Annotated in this window: 17 protein-coding genes; 11 read left to right on the forward strand and 6 right to left on the reverse strand. The window is 55.2% G+C overall.

Going from position 1 to position 14,460, the window contains the following annotated elements:
- The first annotated feature begins 21 nt into the window (after positions 1-21).
- The 5 genes from ppiA (at position 22) to argD (ending at position 3,365) form a co-directional block, all read left to right on the forward strand.
- Positions 22-594, forward strand: coding sequence for a peptidylprolyl isomerase A (ppiA, locus tag F3J37_RS23995; RefSeq protein ID WP_166936265.1), 573 nt, complete (start codon positions 22-24; stop codon positions 592-594).
- 98 nt (positions 595-692) lie between these two features.
- A complete protein-coding gene (locus F3J37_RS24000; protein WP_072016960.1) occupies positions 693-857 on the forward strand; it encodes a YhfG family protein in 165 nt (54 codons plus the stop codon).
- Complete coding sequence (locus F3J37_RS24005) at positions 847-1,440, forward strand: putative adenosine monophosphate-protein transferase Fic (protein WP_166936267.1); 594 nt, start codon at positions 847-849, stop codon at positions 1,438-1,440. The genes F3J37_RS24000 and F3J37_RS24005 overlap by 11 nt, the downstream gene beginning before the upstream one ends.
- A 41-nt stretch (positions 1,441-1,481) precedes the next feature.
- Positions 1,482-2,057: an aminodeoxychorismate synthase component II gene (locus F3J37_RS24010; RefSeq protein WP_166936269.1), complete on the forward strand. Its 576-nt coding sequence runs from the start codon at positions 1,482-1,484 to the stop codon at positions 2,055-2,057.
- An 87-nt stretch (positions 2,058-2,144) separates the two neighbouring features.
- A complete protein-coding gene (argD, locus tag F3J37_RS24015) occupies positions 2,145-3,365 on the forward strand; it encodes a bifunctional acetylornithine/succinyldiaminopimelate transaminase (RefSeq protein ID WP_166936271.1) in 1,221 nt (406 codons plus the stop codon).
- On the opposite strand, the gene F3J37_RS24020 is transcribed toward argD, so the two are convergent.
- Entirely contained in the window at positions 3,366-5,441 is a 2,076-nt protein-coding gene (locus F3J37_RS24020) for a YccS/YhfK family putative transporter (RefSeq protein ID WP_166936273.1), read from the reverse strand.
- Positions 5,442-5,499: 58 nt separating this feature from the next.
- A complete protein-coding gene (crp, locus tag F3J37_RS24025; RefSeq protein WP_000242758.1) occupies positions 5,500-6,132 on the reverse strand; it encodes a cAMP-activated global transcriptional regulator CRP in 633 nt (210 codons plus the stop codon).
- A 303-nt stretch (positions 6,133-6,435) separates the two neighbouring features.
- Between crp and F3J37_RS24030 the strand changes: the two genes are divergently transcribed.
- The gene (locus F3J37_RS24030) at positions 6,436-6,840 is read left to right on the forward strand and encodes an OsmC family protein (protein ID WP_034819576.1); all 405 of its coding nucleotides are present in this window, start codon (positions 6,436-6,438) and stop codon (positions 6,838-6,840) included.
- A gap of 43 nt (positions 6,841-6,883) precedes the next feature.
- On the opposite strand, the gene F3J37_RS24035 is transcribed toward F3J37_RS24030, so the two are convergent.
- The 3 genes from F3J37_RS24035 to F3J37_RS24045 form a co-directional block, all read right to left on the reverse strand.
- Positions 6,884-7,753, reverse strand: a complete 870-nt coding sequence (locus F3J37_RS24035; protein ID WP_034819573.1) for a phosphoribulokinase — start codon at positions 7,751-7,753, stop codon at positions 6,884-6,886.
- 61 nt (positions 7,754-7,814) lie between these two features.
- The gene (locus F3J37_RS24040) at positions 7,815-8,033 is read right to left on the reverse strand and encodes a YheU family protein (RefSeq protein ID WP_034820041.1); all 219 of its coding nucleotides are present in this window, start codon (positions 8,031-8,033) and stop codon (positions 7,815-7,817) included.
- 2 nt (positions 8,034-8,035) lie between these two features.
- Positions 8,036-9,052 (reverse strand): hydrolase, encoded by a 1,017-nt coding sequence (locus F3J37_RS24045; protein ID WP_034819571.1) that lies wholly within the window; start codon positions 9,050-9,052, stop codon positions 8,036-8,038.
- A gap of 60 nt (positions 9,053-9,112) precedes the next feature.
- Between F3J37_RS24045 and F3J37_RS24050 the strand changes: the two genes are divergently transcribed.
- Positions 9,113-9,715, forward strand: a complete 603-nt coding sequence (locus F3J37_RS24050; RefSeq protein WP_034819569.1) for a LysE family translocator — start codon at positions 9,113-9,115, stop codon at positions 9,713-9,715.
- Between the two features lies 1 nt (position 9,716).
- On the opposite strand, the gene F3J37_RS24055 is transcribed toward F3J37_RS24050, so the two are convergent.
- A complete protein-coding gene (locus tag F3J37_RS24055; RefSeq protein WP_058960604.1) occupies positions 9,717-10,697 on the reverse strand; it encodes a LacI family DNA-binding transcriptional regulator in 981 nt (326 codons plus the stop codon).
- Positions 10,698-10,930: 233 nt separating this feature from the next.
- On the opposite strand from F3J37_RS24055, the gene tauA reads away from it, so the two are divergent.
- The 4 genes from tauA to tauD are packed head-to-tail and all read left to right on the forward strand — an operon-like array spanning position 10,931 to position 14,349.
- Positions 10,931-11,911 (forward strand): taurine ABC transporter substrate-binding protein, encoded by a 981-nt coding sequence (tauA, locus tag F3J37_RS24060; RefSeq protein ID WP_166936275.1) that lies wholly within the window; start codon positions 10,931-10,933, stop codon positions 11,909-11,911.
- A gap of 10 nt (positions 11,912-11,921) precedes the next feature.
- Positions 11,922-12,689: a taurine ABC transporter ATP-binding subunit gene (gene tauB, locus F3J37_RS24065; RefSeq protein WP_166936277.1), complete on the forward strand. Its 768-nt coding sequence runs from the start codon at positions 11,922-11,924 to the stop codon at positions 12,687-12,689.
- Complete coding sequence (gene tauC / locus F3J37_RS24070) at positions 12,686-13,513, forward strand: taurine ABC transporter permease TauC (RefSeq protein WP_034830793.1); 828 nt, start codon at positions 12,686-12,688, stop codon at positions 13,511-13,513. The genes tauB and tauC overlap by 4 nt, the downstream gene beginning before the upstream one ends.
- Entirely contained in the window at positions 13,510-14,349 is an 840-nt protein-coding gene (gene tauD, locus F3J37_RS24075; RefSeq protein ID WP_166936279.1) for a taurine dioxygenase, read from the forward strand. The genes tauC and tauD overlap by 4 nt, the downstream gene beginning before the upstream one ends.
- The last annotated feature ends 111 nt before the right edge of the window (positions 14,350-14,460 follow it).

The following is a 14,460-nucleotide window of genomic DNA, read 5'->3' on the forward strand; positions in this document are numbered from 1 at the left end:
CTCCATGGTAAGGAATCTTTCATGTTTAAACGTACTTTGACAGCGGCAGTCGCCCTGTTAGCCCTCTCTTCTGTATCCGCTTCCGCTCTGGCAGCCAAAGGGGATACCCATGTGCTGCTCACCACCTCTGCGGGCAATATCGAACTCGAACTGAACAACCAGAAAGCCCCGGTTTCGGTGAAAAACTTTGTCGACTACGTCAACAACGGTTTCTACAACAACACTATCTTCCACCGTGTGATCCCGGGTTTTATGATCCAGGGCGGCGGTTTCACCACGGATATGCAGCAGAAGCAGACCGTGGCACCGATCAAGAACGAAGCCGACAACGGTTTGCGTAACCTGCGTGGCACCATCTCTATGGCGCGTACTGCAGATAAAGATAGTGCGACCAGCCAGTTCTTCCTCAACGTCGCGGATAACGCCTTCCTCGATCACGGTCAACGTGACTTTGGTTATGCGGTATTTGGTAAAGTTGTGAAAGGCCAGGATGTGATCGATAAGATTGCTCAGGTGCCAACCAAAGATGTCGGCCCGTACCAAAATGTGCCGTCAAAACCGATTGTTATCCTGTCTGCGAAAGTCCTGCCTTAATGAATTAACGCGCTGGCACTCGTCGGCGCGTTCTGCTGCTCTCCGGCAAAGCTAAAATTAGCTCTTATACTTAGGGCAAATTGCTTGTCGGAGGCGCAATGACCAGCCAACTCACCGAAAAACAGAAAGCCACCCTGTGGCAACAGCGCCGCATGGCCAGTTATCAGGCCAGTTGCCGTCTTGCCGGCTACGTACTCAGCGATATCAGCGCTGAGCAGCATGAAGAGCGACTTGAGTCACTAAGGAGGCAATATGGCGGATAACAGTCTGGCCGTGCGCGACCCTTATGTCTGGCACAACGACACGGTGTTGAAAAATCGTCTCGATATTCATGATGAAGCGCAGTTGCGTAAAGCGGAGTTGGCCTTTAGCGCTGCACGCCTGGCGACACTGGAACTCGGTCCGCGCAGCACCGGTATGCCCTGGTTATGCCACATTCATCGCACGCTGTTTCAGGATCTCTACAGTTGGGCGGGGGAGTTACGCAGCATCGATATCTGGCGTGATGAGACACCCTATTGCCATTGCGAATACATCGAGAAAGAGGGTAATGCGCTGATGAGCGCGCTGGAAGATGAACAACAACTGACAAACCTGACGCAGGATGAGTTTGTCGCGCGGCTGGCACATTATTATTGTGAGATCTTCGTATTGCACCCGTTCCGCGCGGGCAATGGCCGCACGCAGCGCATTTTCTTCGAACAGCTGGCGCTGCATGCCGGCTATCTGTTGACGTGGGATAAGCTGGAACGAGAAACGTGGCGTACCGCGCTGTTTGCTGGCGTGTCGGGCGATCTGGCACAGCTGACGACACAGTTTGCGAAAGTGGTGAGCCCTGCACGCTAAAATGCGTAGAATAGCGGCGGTTTGACTGGCCTGAGGGCACTATGCTGCTGTTAATTGATAACTACGACTCCTTCACCTGGAATCTCTACCAGTACTTCTGTGAGCTGGGCGCAAAAGTGCGCGTGGTGCGTAACGATGCCATCACGCTGGCGCAGATGGATGCGATGCCACTGACGCATCTGGTGATTTCACCTGGTCCCTGCACGCCGGATCAGTCCGGTGTTTCTCTGGATGCCATCCGCCATTTTGCCGGACGCTTGCCGATTCTCGGTGTTTGCCTCGGCCATCAGGCGATTGCGCAAGCCTATGGCGCGCAGGTGGTGCGGGCTCGTCAGGTGATGCACGGCAAAACCTCTGTTATCCAGCACACCCATCAAGGCGTATTTCGCGACCTTAATAATCCGCTCACCGTCACGCGCTATCATTCACTGATTGTGGCGCGCGATACGCTGCCCGCTGAATTCGAAGTCACGGCCTGGAGCCTGCGTGATGGCGAGCCCGATGAGATCATGGGCTTCCGCCACCGCACTTTGCCGCTGGAAGGGGTGCAGTTCCATCCTGAGAGCATCCTCAGCGAGCAGGGCCATCAGCTATTGGCTAATTTCCTCAACGCGTAACTTATGTTTGCCTTCGTATGATTTTTTATGCATATTTTGTGATTATAATTTCACTTCAGCTCAATAAATAACCCAATGAGGTCGGCAATGGCAGCGGAAAAACTAGCGGTAACCCGGGAAACGTTCGATAACGTGATTTTGCCTGTTTATGCACCAGCGCAGTTCGTGCCGGTAAAGGGCAAGGGCAGCCGAGTCTGGGATCAGCAGGGCAAAGAGTATATCGACTTCTCCGGCGGTATCGCGGTGACTGCTTTAGGCCATTGCCACCCGGCGCTGGTGGAAACGCTGAAAACGCAGGGCGAAACCCTGTGGCACACCAGCAACGTGTTCACCAACGAACCGGCGCTGCGTCTGGCGAGCAAACTGATTGCAGCGACCTTTGCCGATCGCGTTTTCTTTGGCAACTCCGGCGCGGAAGCTAACGAAGCTGCTTTTAAGCTGGCGCGTTATTACGCCTGCAAAAAACACAGCCCGTTCAAAAGCAAAATCATCGCGTTCCACAATGCGTTCCATGGTCGTACCTTGTTTACCGTTTCTGTTGGCGGCCAGCCGAAATACTCCGACGGCTTTGGTCCAAAGCCGGCAGATATCGTCCATGTGCCGTTTAACGATCTGGATGCGGTGAAAGCAGTGATGGATGACCACACCTGCGCGATTGTCGTTGAACCGATTCAGGGTGAAGGCGGCGTGGTGGCTGCGACGCAGGAATTTATGCAGGGTCTGCGTGCGCTGTGCGATGAGCATAAAGCGCTGCTGGTGCTGGATGAAGTGCAGAGCGGCATGGGTCGTAGCGGTAAGCTGTTCAGCTACGAACATTACGGCATCAAGCCAGACATCATCACCACCGCGAAAGCGCTGGGCGGCGGATTCCCGGTGAGTGCGATGCTGACCACCAATGAAATCGCCTCAGTGATGGCCCCCGGCGTGCACGGCACCACCTATGGCGGCAACCCGCTGGCCTGTGCGATTGCTGAAACCGCGCTGGATATTATCAACACCCCAGAAGTGCTGGGTGGCGTAGAAGCCCGTCGTCAGCAGTTCGTTGAAGCACTGCAGGCGATCGACAGCAAATATGATCTTTTCAGTGAGATTCGCGGCAAAGGTTTACTGATTGGCGCGGCGCTGAAACCGCAGCACGCCAGCAAGGCGCGCGATATCCTCAATGCCTCGGCAGCAGAAGGGTTGATGGTTCTGACCGCGGGCACTGATGTGATTCGTTTTGTGCCGTCACTGGTTATCGAGCCGACTGACATCGAAGAAGGCATGGCGCGTTTCGCCAAAGCCATTGAGAAGGTGCTGGCGGCGTAATCAGCCTTTCGGGCGTAAAACTTTCAGCCAGCGGCCGTGATGCGGTCGCTGGCTCCAGGCCAGTGAAGAGATGGTGTGCATCACATTCAGGTGTTGCAGGATGCGCTTCACATGCTGCTCGACAATCGTTACCGGCCCTTCATTCATATTCTCCGGCGCTTCCAGAATATTGCTGTCATTGCCTGGCCCGTCATACGCCAGTCGCTGCTGACAGCGCTGCAGCGCAATTTCACAGGATTGCAGATAGCGTTCCGCCAGCTTTGGCGTCAGCATGGTGTGCTCACGCGCCAGGATCGTCATCGCGTTAATATGCTCCACAATGAACTGGCTGTGGGTGACCCACATGCGCATATCTTTCAGGTACTGCGCGTTGAAGCCCGGTTCGCTCGATGCCTGATTCAGTGAGTTGAACAGTGCATTGTGCGCCTGATTGACCCTCATGCGCTGGTAAGCCAGCTTTTCAGGAGATTGCTCCGGCCCCAGCAACATCCGCAAGGCTTCCTGATAAGCCTCCAGCGCATCATGCGCGTTGCTGCGCAGTAATCCGCTCTGCCACTGTGGCCACAGCCAGATCATACCGGCAAAGGCGATCAGGCAGCCCATCAGGGTATCCATCATGCGCGGCAACAGGAACTGCGCCCCATTCAGCGACAACAGCTGGAGCGAATACACCGCCGTCACGGTGAAGCCAATCATCGACCAGCCGTAATACTTGCGCGTGACCAGATAGCTGGCGAGGGTGATGGCCAGCATAAACAGCAGGGTGATCGATTCGGGCACTTCGAGCCGTAGCGATCCTGCGGCGATCAGCAATCCGGCAAAGGTGCCCAGTGCACGGTGCTGGATACGCACTCGTGTGGCGCTGTAGCCATTCTGGCTGACAAACATGATGGTCATCAGAATCCAATAAGGCTTGGGAATATTAAAGAACAGCGCCAGCGCACTGCCGAACATCAGCATCACCGAAATACGAGCTGCGGTGCGCAATGCAGCGGACTTGAGCGACAGATAGCTGCGCAGCGCCGGGAACAACGGCAAACGGCGCTGGCGATCGGCCATCAGGTCACGGGTGTATAACGGTTTCTGGGTGCGCAGCACACGCGCAATTCGGCTGAAATGGTAATAGCAGAAGTTGCCCACCGGATTGTCGGGATGCTGGCGCGCAATTTTTTCCAGCGCGCCGAGCTGCTTTTCCATGTGGAAGCGATCGGGCAATTGATGATAGAGAATGGCATCGGCCAACAGGCGCAGACGCGCAGAGATGGTTTTGGCATTCCAGCGGATCACCGCTTCGGCGTGACTCTGCTCGACCAGCTTTTGCACTTCTTCCGGCTGGTGCAGGCTCACCGAGATGTGCTCCTGCAAATCAAGCGCCACCTGGAAAGCCCGCGTCAGGCGCTTGTGGCTGTTATCGCGGCTGGCAGAGAGCATGTGCATCTGCTGATAGCAGGTGGTGATCAGGTCAACGGCTTTTTGCTGACGCGCCAGCAGCGGCGGCAGCGCTTTCTCGGGATCGGTAAGCTGCGTCAACAGTGTGTATTTTGCATCGCAATAATCCGCCAGTTCCCGATACAGCAGACTGAGCGTTTCGCGCATCGGCTGCTCTTTCCACAGCCAAAACCAGAACCAGTTAAACAGGCCATACCATAGCGTGCCGCCGATATACAGCAGCGGCGGCACCCACATGGGCATGCGTCCTACTAGGCTGAGGCTAAAGATGGCGGCAATCAGTGTGGCGGGCAACAAGCGACCGTGCAGCGGGCTGATTTCGCCGGTCACGCCTATCAGCAGCGGCAGCACAAACAGGATCAGCGGTAACGGAATGGCGTCACTGGTGAGAAATTGGATCAGAAAACTGGCGGTAGCAAACAGTGAGCCGCCAACAATCAGGCGTTTAAAGAAGCGCTTATGCGGTGTATCAAGACCCGCCATGTTGCAGCAGGCAGGGACTAATGAGAACAGCAGGCCTTTTTGCAGATCGCCAAACAGCCAGCCTAGTGCCACAGGCAGGCACAGCACCAGCGTTTGCCGCAGTGCGTAGTTGACCTCAGGATGATAGATGATTCGGCGCCACATCAGCTCATCGCAAACAAAAACGGCGCGATGTTGCCATCACGCCGTGGGTGATAAGAAATTAGCGGGTGCCGTAGACGACGATGGTTTTACCGTGTGCGGAGATCAGGTTCTGATCTTCCAGCATTTTCAGGATACGACCCACGGTTTCGCGTGAGCAACCCACGATCTGACCAATCTCCTGACGGGTGATTTTGATTTGCATCCCGTCGGGGTGCGTCATCGCATCGGGTTGTTTCGCCAGATTAAGCAGTGTTTGCGCGATACGGCCCGTCACATCGAGGAAGGCAAGGTTGCCCACTTTCTCGGAAGTGACTTGCAGACGACGCGCCATTTGCGACGAAAGTCGCATTAAAATATCCGGGTTTACCTGAATCAGCTGACGGAATTTTTTGTAGGAAATTTCAGCCACTTCGCAGGCAGTCTTAGCACGTACCCAGGCACTACGTTCCTGGCCTTCTTCAAACAGGCCGAGTTCGCCGATGAAGTCTCCCTGATTGAGGTAGGAGAGAATCATCTCTTTGCCTTCTTCATCTTTGATCAGAACCGCAACGGAACCTTTCACGATGTAGTACAGCGTTTCCGCTTTCTCACCCTGATGGATGAGCGTGCTTTTGGACGGATATTTGTGAATATGGCAATGGGACAGGAACCATTCGAGTGTAGGGTCTGTTTGCGGTTTGCCGAGAACCATTCGCTATTATCCTCTGTTGTAATCGTGCCCAAAACACAGGGGGCAGTTTTCCCTGTCAGGCGGTGTAATCGTCGAGCGTTTCCAGTAAAGGAAAATTATTTCCGGGTGATTCTTAAGCTACGCTTTTGATTCTTCCCGCCTTCGTCTGTGATGACGAAAATATTTTCAGCACTGTTTGTAGCACAGCTTTTGCAAGCTGTCTTCTGTTGTCTCGCTTCAGCAACAGGCGGAAGAGTCTGGATTGCTGTTTATCAAGTGAAAGCGTACTCTGGCGGCAAAACCGCCACTTCAGGAGAAAGAATAATGCAGGCACGAGTGAAATGGGTGGAAGGGCTGACCTTTCTCGGAGAATCCTCATCAGGCCATCAGGTATTAATGGACGGTAACTCGGGTGATAAAGCGCCAAGCCCGATGGAGATGGTTTTGATGGCAGCAGGCGGCTGTAGCGCGATTGACGTGGTATCGATCCTGCAAAAAGGCCGAAATGATGTGGCTGACTGCGAGGTGAAACTTACGTCCGAGCGCCGTGAAGAAGCGCCACGTATTTTTACGCAAATCAACCTGCATTTTATCGTTAGCGGCACAGCGCTAAGCGATAAAGCGGTGGCGCGGGCCGTCGATCTGTCGGCGGAGAAGTATTGCTCGGTGGCGATCATGCTCGGCAATAGTGTGAAAATGACGCACAGTTACGAAGTGATTGAGCGATAACATAAGTGGGCGGCCAAACGGCCGCCGCTACAGAATTTCTGGATTATTCAATCCGTTTACCTTCAATCAGCCGCTGCACCAGTGGCGTCATGATTAACTCCATTGCCAGCCCCATTTTGCCGCCCGGCACCACCAGTGTGTTCATATGCGAAATGAACGAGCCCTGGATCATCGCCAGCAGGTAAGGGTAAGCAATGCCTTCCAGTCCACGGAAGTGAATCACCACAAAGCTTTCATCGAGTGACGGAATTTCACGTGCGGCAAATGGGTTGGACGTATCCACCGTAGGTACACGCTGGAAGTTGATGTGGGTGCGCGAGAACTGCGGCGTGATGAAGTTGATATAATCCTCCATTGAACGCACCACTGAATCCATCACCGCTTCACGGGAATGGCCGCGCTCGCTGGTGTCGCGCACCAGCTTTTGAATCCACTCCAGATTGACAATCGGCACCACGCCGACCAGCAAATCGACATGCTCGGCGACGTTGTGCTGCTGTGTAACCACGCCACCGTGTAATCCTTCATAGAACAGCACGTCAGTGTTTTCCGGCAGCGGCTGCCAGGGCGTAAAGGTGCCCGGCACCTGATTCCACGGCACCGCTTCGTCGTAGGTGTGCAGATATTTGCGCGATTCACCTAGCCCGGTTTTTCCGTAATGCTTAAACGTCTGTTCCAGCAGCCCGAAGTCATTGGCTTCCGGACCGAAGTAGCTAATATGACGGCCCAGATCGCGTGCCTTACGGATCGCCATATCCATTTCTGGACGGGTATAACGGTGAAAACTGTCACCTTCCACTTCCGCAGCATGCAGATTCAGCTGCTGGAAAATCTTACGGAAGGCGAGGCTGGTGGTCGTGGTACCGGCACCGCTGGAACCGGTCACGGCAATGATTGGATGCCTGGCTGACATAACAGAACTCCCTGTGAAGTCGGGCGATGAGCATTGTTACCACGAATTACTGCGCGGTGCATTAACCGCGAAATTCGCCTTTCGGCATAATGTTGACGGATTCATGCAGTTCCGACCACACCAGCACAACGTCTCCGCGCTCCAGCTGGCGGCGCACGTCGGCGACTTTCTGTTCCAGGCTGCGCTCCTGCTCACCATAGTCGGTGCCTTCGCGCAGCACGAAAGTTTCAATCAGGTTTTCCAGTGTTGCGACTTCAAGTTCTTGCCAGGGAATAATCACGATCACACATCCAGATAGGTTGAAAGCCAGTCAGGCACACGCTGTTCCAGCCACATTTTCGGCTTCATTAACGTACCGCCAACAAAGCCGACGTGCCCGCCTTGTTGTGTCAGCTGATATTCAATGGAAGGCGACAGTTGCGCCGGCTGCGGGATTACCGCATCGGTCATAAAGGGATCGTCTTTGGCATGGATGATCAGCAGCGGCTTGCGCACGCCCGTGAGCAGCGGCATAGCGCTGGCACGTTGATAATAGTCGTTGGCATCCAGAAAACCGTGCGCCCGTGCGGTAATCGCATCATCAAACTCACGAATGCGGCGAAATGCGCGCAGCTGGCTCAGTTCCACCGGTAGTGTGCCGGGCCAGGCCAGCAGTTTACGCGTAGCGTTCTGTTTCAGCTTGGTCAGTAAATAGTGCTGATAGAAACGAGAAAAGCCAGCATCGAGCTTTTCACTGCAGGGTTCGAGCGCAAAGGGTGCCGAGATGGCGACGGCGGCATCCACAGGCACATCATTTCCCTGCATGCCCAATAAGTAGGCCAGCATATTGCCACCGAGTGAAACGCCCACTGCTGCAGTCGGCACCGTGCCCCATTCGCGCTGCAACCAGTGCAGGAAAAAGGTCGCATCTTCGGTTTCACCGGAATGATAGATGCGCTCCAGACGATTCGGCTCGCCGCTGCATCCACGAAAGTGCATCACCACCGCCAGCCAGCCACGCGCCTGACACGCCTGCATCAGGCCATGCGCATACGGGCTACGGAAACTGCCTTCCAGACCATGGAACATCACCATGCGCGGTTTGTGACGCGCCTGTGCTGGATCTTCGCTCCACGCGAGATCGACAAAATCACCGTCCGGCAGGTCAAGTCGCTGCCAGTGCGGACGCAGGGTTACGCGCCGACGCAGTATGCGCGGCAGCAGGGTTTGCAGATGCGCGTTACTGAATCCGCGCAGCGGTGTAAATCGCTCGCCGTTCAGGCGATCAAAATAGCTTGGGTAAAGGCTTGTCTGATGCATAACTCGCTGATAGCTTCGATGGGTTGTCCGCTTTACTGGGTGAGGAGCACCCGAATATACATGGAACTGAGTCTTTTTTTATCAATGTTGGGTTTTCTTTGGGTCGCTGCCATCACGCCAGGGCCCAATAATATGTTACTTACCGCCTCAGGTGCTAATTTTGGCTTCCTGCGCACCATCCCGCTGCTCATTGGTATCATGATTGGTATGCAAGTCATGTTGCTGATGGTGGCATTTGGCATCGGTGGTTTGATCCTGCTTTATCCCTCTCTGCATCTGGTGCTGAAGATTGCCGGTAGCCTCTACCTGCTGTGGCTGGCGTGGAAAATTGCCACCGCGGAGTACGAGAAGCTGGAAACTGAAGATGCCAACGTCAAGCAGATGCCGTTCTGGCAGGGTGGCCTGCTACAGTTGATCAACCCAAAAGCCTGGCTGATGGCGTTGGGCGCGGTAGCCAGCTTTAGCCTGGCGGGCGATGCATATCTGCATTCGGTGATCGCCATCAGTATCGGTATGGCGCTGGTCAATGTGGTATCCGGTGTTATCTGGATGGGATTTGGTTCGCTGATTGGCCGTCTGTTGCGCAGCCCGCGCGCGTGGAAAATCTTCAACCTGGCGATGGGTGCGCTCACTGCCGCCTGTGTACTGCTGATCTGGCGTTGAGTTAGCTGGAGGCGCGTTCAACGCGCTTCCAGGGTAACACCTCACGCACCACGTCACTGTGCGGCTGGCGGATGCGGTTCAGTAGCAGCTGAACACTGCGTGCACCCAGCCGATTCATCGGTTGTTCGATGGTGGTCAGCGGTGGATTGAGGCTGCTGGTGAAGGGAATACCATCAAACCCCACGACAGCGAGATCTTCCGGAATGCGCAATCCGGCCTCCAGCGCGGCATGAATCACGCCAACCGCCAGCACATCTGAGACCGCAAACACGGCGTCTGGTCGCTCCGGTCGTGCCAGCAGTTCACGCAGTGCGGCACTGCCCGCTTCACACGAAATGTTTTCCGCGTAAGCCACGCCACCCCAATTCAGTTCCAGCTGTTCCAGCGCTTCGCGATAGCCACTTTCACGCTGATGCGAGTAAAGGTAGCGCATATCACAGTTAACCAATGCAATACGGCGGCGGCCTTTGTTGGCCAGATAACGCACGGTTTCGTAAGCCGCTTCTTTATTGTTTATCGTGACACTGGAAGCAGCGATAGCCGGATCGTATTCGGCGCATTGCACCCAAGGCGCGTCACCTATCAACCCCTTCAGCTGTTGCAGGCAGGCCGCGGCATCCATGGTGATCACGCCATCGACCACTTTACCGCTTAATAACGCCAGATAAGCGGCTTCACGCGGCAGCTGTGAGGCCGAATTGCACAACAGGATGTGATAACCCTGCGCTTCGGCTTCAGCTTCAATGCCTTGCACCACACGTGAGCAGAAGGGATTGGTGATGTCTGAAATTAACACCAGCAACATATGGCTCTGGGCAGTACGCAGCTGGCGGGCCAGCAGGTTGGGCTGATAGTCACAGTGTTCGATGGCCGCCAATACCTTTGCTCGTGTATCAGAACGCACGCCCGGATGCTGGTTCAACACCCGAGAAACCGTGGCTTTAGACACGCCAGCAAGACGGGCAACTTTCTCAATCGACATGGATTTCAGTCCCGCCAGTAGAGGTGAAAAATCAGAAGCCTATCAATAACACAGTCGCTATGTGAGCGTGTGACATATTTCCGTCTTTACGCCTTCTTTGCATTTGCGCATTTCGCATAGCGTTGCCCGATGTTGAACTAAGAACAGATTTTCATTAGGGATAATTTTTAATTCCTTTATGAAATTACAGCCGCTGGAGAAACTGCCATCACGACATAACATTGGGGTGAATGATGATGGCAGTAAAAAAAACGATAACGGCAGTGGCGGCAGCATTGGCCCTGATGGCATTCCAGGCACAGGCGATCAACGTCACAGTGGCATATCAAACCTCGGCGGAACCGGCCAAAGTGGCGCAGGCCGATAACACCTTTGCCAAAGAGAGTGGCGCGACGGTCGACTGGCGCAAGTTTGATAGCGGTGCCAGCGTGCTGCGGGCATTGGCTTCCGGTGATGTGCAAATCGGTAATATCGGGTCCAGCCCGCTGGCAGTGGCGGCAACACAGCAGTTGCCCATCGAAGCTTTCTTACTGGCGTCACAGCTTGGTAATTCCGAAGCGCTGGTGGTCAAAAAATCCATCAGCAACCCGAAAGATCTGATCGGCAAACGTATCGCCGTGCCCTTCATCTCCACCACACATTACAGCCTGCTCTCTGCGCTCAAGCATTGGGGCATTAAACCCTCGCAGGTGCAGTTAGTGAACCTGCAGCCGCCTGCGATTATTGCGGCGTGGAAACGCGGTGATATCGACGGCGCGTACGTCTGGTCACCGGCGGTAAACGAGCTGGAAAAGGATGGCACGGTGTTAACCGACTCTTCTCAGGTGGGCAAATGGGGATCGCCAACGCTGGATGTGTGGGTGGTACGCAAAGATTTCGCTCAGCAGCATCCTGAAGTGGTCACCGCTTTCGCGCGCAGTGCGATTGAGGCACAGCAAGCCTACATTGCGAATCCAGAACAGTGGCTCAAGCAGCCCGACAATCTCAGCAAACTGGCGCGCCTGAGTGGCGTACCGGAAAGCGATGTGCCGGTTCTGGTGCAAGGCAATACCTACCTGACCGCACAGCAGCAGGTGGAACAGCTGGGCAAGCCAGTGAACAAAGCCATTGTTGATACCGCGCACTTCCTGAAAGAGCAGGGCAAAGTGCCGGATGCCGCTAACGATTACAGCAGCTTTGTCACCACGCGCTTTGTCGCGCCTTTGGCGAAATAACGGAGGCCGTATGCTCAGCATCACCAATCTGAATGCACGTTACGCCGGACAACCCGCGCTGCAGGATATCAACCTGCAGCTGGATCAACGCGACCTGCTGGTGGTGCTGGGACCGTCAGGCTGTGGCAAAACCACCTTACTGAACTTGATCGCCGGATTCCTGCCGCTGGAGTCAGGCAGTATCACGCTGGATGGCAAAGCGGTAAATGGACCGGGCGCAGAACGCGGCGTGGTGTTTCAGAACGAAGGGCTACTGCCGTGGCGTAACGTGATCGATAACGTGGCGTTTGGCTTGCAGCTGGCGGGAATGGACAAGGCTGAACGCCACACCATTGCTCGCCGTTTAATCCGCAAAGTCGGACTGGAAGGGGCAGAAAAGCGTTTTGTCTGGCAGCTCTCTGGGGGGCAACGTCAGCGCGTGGGGATTGCGCGTGCGCTGGCGGCTGATCCTCAGTTGCTGCTGTTAGATGAGCCGTTTGGTGCGCTGGATGCCTTTACACGCGAACAGATGCAAACCCTGCTGCTGACGCTGTGGCGTGATACCGGCAAACAGATTCTGCTGATTACCCACGATATTGAAGAAGCGGTGTTTCTTGCCAGCGAACTGGTAATGCTGTCGCCGGGGCCAGGCCGTGTGGTGGAGCGTATCAAACTCGACTTCGGTCAGCGCTTCGCTGCGGGTGAACCGTGCCGCAGTATCAAATCCGACCCGGCCTTTATCGAGCGTCGTGAATATGTGCTGAATCAGGTCTTTTCCCAGCGGGAGGCGTTTGTATGAGCGCGGTGATTGATGAGAAAACCCAGACTCGCCGACGCACATTGCGCTGGCCTTTTTCACCGCAGTTTTCCCTGAGCTTGCTGAGTGTAGCCGTGCTGCTGCTGGTGTGGTGGAGCGTGACGGCGCTCAATTTGGTGGCACCGCTGTTTCTGCCGCCGCCCCAGCAGGTGCTGCAAAAGCTGCTGCTGATCGCCAGCCCGCAAGGCTTTATGGATGCGACCCTATGGCAGCACCTGGGCGCCAGCCTGACGCGCATGCTGGTGGCGCTGTTCTTCGCTGCGTTGATTGGCATCCCGGTGGGGATTGCAATGGGCCTAAGTCCAGCGATTAGGGGGCTGCTCGATCCACTGATTGAACTCTATCGTCCGGTGCCGCCGCTCGCCTATTTGCCGCTGATGGTGATTTGGTTCGGTATCGGTGAGACCTCAAAAATTTTACTGATTTATCTGGCGATCTTCGCACCGGTGACGCTCTCGACGTTGGCGGGTGTGAAAAATGCTCAGCAGGTGCGGATTCGCGCTGCGCAGGCACTAGGTGCTACGCGCTGGCAACTGCTGCGCTTTGTCATCCTGCCGGGCGCATTGCCTGAAATCCTTACCGGTTTACGCATTGGCCTCGGCGTGGGTTGGTCGACGCTGGTGGCCGCCGAACTGATTGCTGCCACGCGAGGACTCGGCTTTATGGTGCAGTCTGCGGGCGAGTTCCTTGCCACCGATGTGGTGCTGGCCGGAATCGCCGTAATTGCCTTGATCGCTTTTAGCTTAGAACTGGGTCTGCGCGCTTTGCAGCGCCGATTAACGCCCTGGAATGGAGAACAGCAATGAACGAACGTATCACTTTTACCGCGCTGGGCCCGCATATCGGTGCGCAGATTAGCGATCTCGATCTCAGCCGCTCGTTAAGCGATGCGCAGTTTGAGCAGCTTTATCATGGTCTGCTGCGCCATCAGGTGTTGTTCCTGCGCAATCAGGTGATCACGCCGGAACAGCAGCGCGCTTTGGCGATCCGCTTCGGTGATCTGCACATCCATCCGGTGTATCCGCATGCAGAGGGGGTGGAAGAAATTATCGTGCTGGATACCCATCAGGATAATCCACCGGATAACGATAACTGGCACACCGATGTGACCTTTATTGAAACGCCGCCAGCGATTGCGATTTTAGCGTCGAAGCTGCTGCCGGAAAGCGGTGGCGATACGTTGTGGTCAACGGGAATTGCGGCTTATGAAGCGCTGTCAGAGCCTTTTAAGCAGCTGCTGAGTGGCTTGCAGGCAGAACACGATTTCAAGAAGTCATTCCAGGAATATAAATACCGTAAGACCGAAGAGGAACATCAACGCTGGCAACAGGCCGTGGCGAAGCATCCGCCGGTACACCATCCCGTCATTCGCACGCACCCGGTGAGTGGGCGTAAGGCGCTGTTTGTGAATGAAGGCTTCACGACGCGTTTACTGGGATTGAGTGAGAAGGAGAGCGAAGCACTGCTGAATTTCCTGTTCTGGCACACGGCAAAACCGGAGTTTCAGGTGCGCTGGCGCTGGCAAGAGAATGATGTGGCTATTTGGGATAACCGCGTCACGCAGCATTATGCCAATGCGGATTATTATCCGGCGCGTAGAGTGATGCATCGCGCAACCGTGCTGGGTGATGTGCCTTTTTGAATGACGACGGTGGTTAGCCAGGTCGGCATCAATGCCGACCTAAACATGCCTGCTGGCTTTACAGCAGGCATAATCGGGTCACAGCGCAATTTATCGCGAGGGGGTTAGAGG

The sequence above is a fragment of the Candidatus Pantoea communis genome (assembly GCF_011752685.1).
Lineage (GTDB): Bacteria > Pseudomonadota > Gammaproteobacteria > Enterobacterales > Enterobacteriaceae > Pantoea > Pantoea communis.

Bases quoted from the DNA above. Each gene is read 5' to 3' on its own strand.
- ppiA (WP_166936265.1), top strand. From the start codon at position 22: ATGTTTAAACGTACTTTGACAGCGGCAGTCGCCCTGTTAGCCCTCTCT.
- F3J37_RS24030 (WP_034819576.1), top strand. From the start codon at position 6,436: ATGCAGGCACGAGTGAAATGGGTGGAAGGGCTGACCTTTCTCGGAGAA.
- F3J37_RS24050 (WP_034819569.1), top strand. From the start codon at position 9,113: ATGGAACTGAGTCTTTTTTTATCAATGTTGGGTTTTCTTTGGGTCGCT.
- F3J37_RS24045 (WP_034819571.1), bottom strand. From the start codon at position 9,052: ATGCATCAGACAAGCCTTTACCCAAGCTATTTTGATCGCCTGAACGGC.
- F3J37_RS24005 (WP_166936267.1), top strand. From the start codon at position 847: ATGGCGGATAACAGTCTGGCCGTGCGCGACCCTTATGTCTGGCACAAC.
- F3J37_RS24010 (WP_166936269.1), top strand. From the start codon at position 1,482: ATGCTGCTGTTAATTGATAACTACGACTCCTTCACCTGGAATCTCTAC.
- tauA (WP_166936275.1), top strand. From the start codon at position 10,931: ATGATGGCAGTAAAAAAAACGATAACGGCAGTGGCGGCAGCATTGGCC.
- F3J37_RS24000 (WP_072016960.1), top strand. From the start codon at position 693: ATGACCAGCCAACTCACCGAAAAACAGAAAGCCACCCTGTGGCAACAG.
- argD (WP_166936271.1), top strand. From the start codon at position 2,145: ATGGCAGCGGAAAAACTAGCGGTAACCCGGGAAACGTTCGATAACGTG.
- tauD (WP_166936279.1), top strand. From the start codon at position 13,510: ATGAACGAACGTATCACTTTTACCGCGCTGGGCCCGCATATCGGTGCG.
- tauB (WP_166936277.1), top strand. From the start codon at position 11,922: ATGCTCAGCATCACCAATCTGAATGCACGTTACGCCGGACAACCCGCG.
- F3J37_RS24055 (WP_058960604.1), bottom strand. From the start codon at position 10,697: ATGTCGATTGAGAAAGTTGCCCGTCTTGCTGGCGTGTCTAAAGCCACG.
- tauC (WP_034830793.1), top strand. From the start codon at position 12,686: ATGAGCGCGGTGATTGATGAGAAAACCCAGACTCGCCGACGCACATTG.
- crp (WP_000242758.1), bottom strand. From the start codon at position 6,132: ATGGTTCTCGGCAAACCGCAAACAGACCCTACACTCGAATGGTTCCTG.
- F3J37_RS24020 (WP_166936273.1), bottom strand. From the start codon at position 5,441: ATGTGGCGCCGAATCATCTATCATCCTGAGGTCAACTACGCACTGCGG.
- F3J37_RS24035 (WP_034819573.1), bottom strand. From the start codon at position 7,753: ATGTCAGCCAGGCATCCAATCATTGCCGTGACCGGTTCCAGCGGTGCC.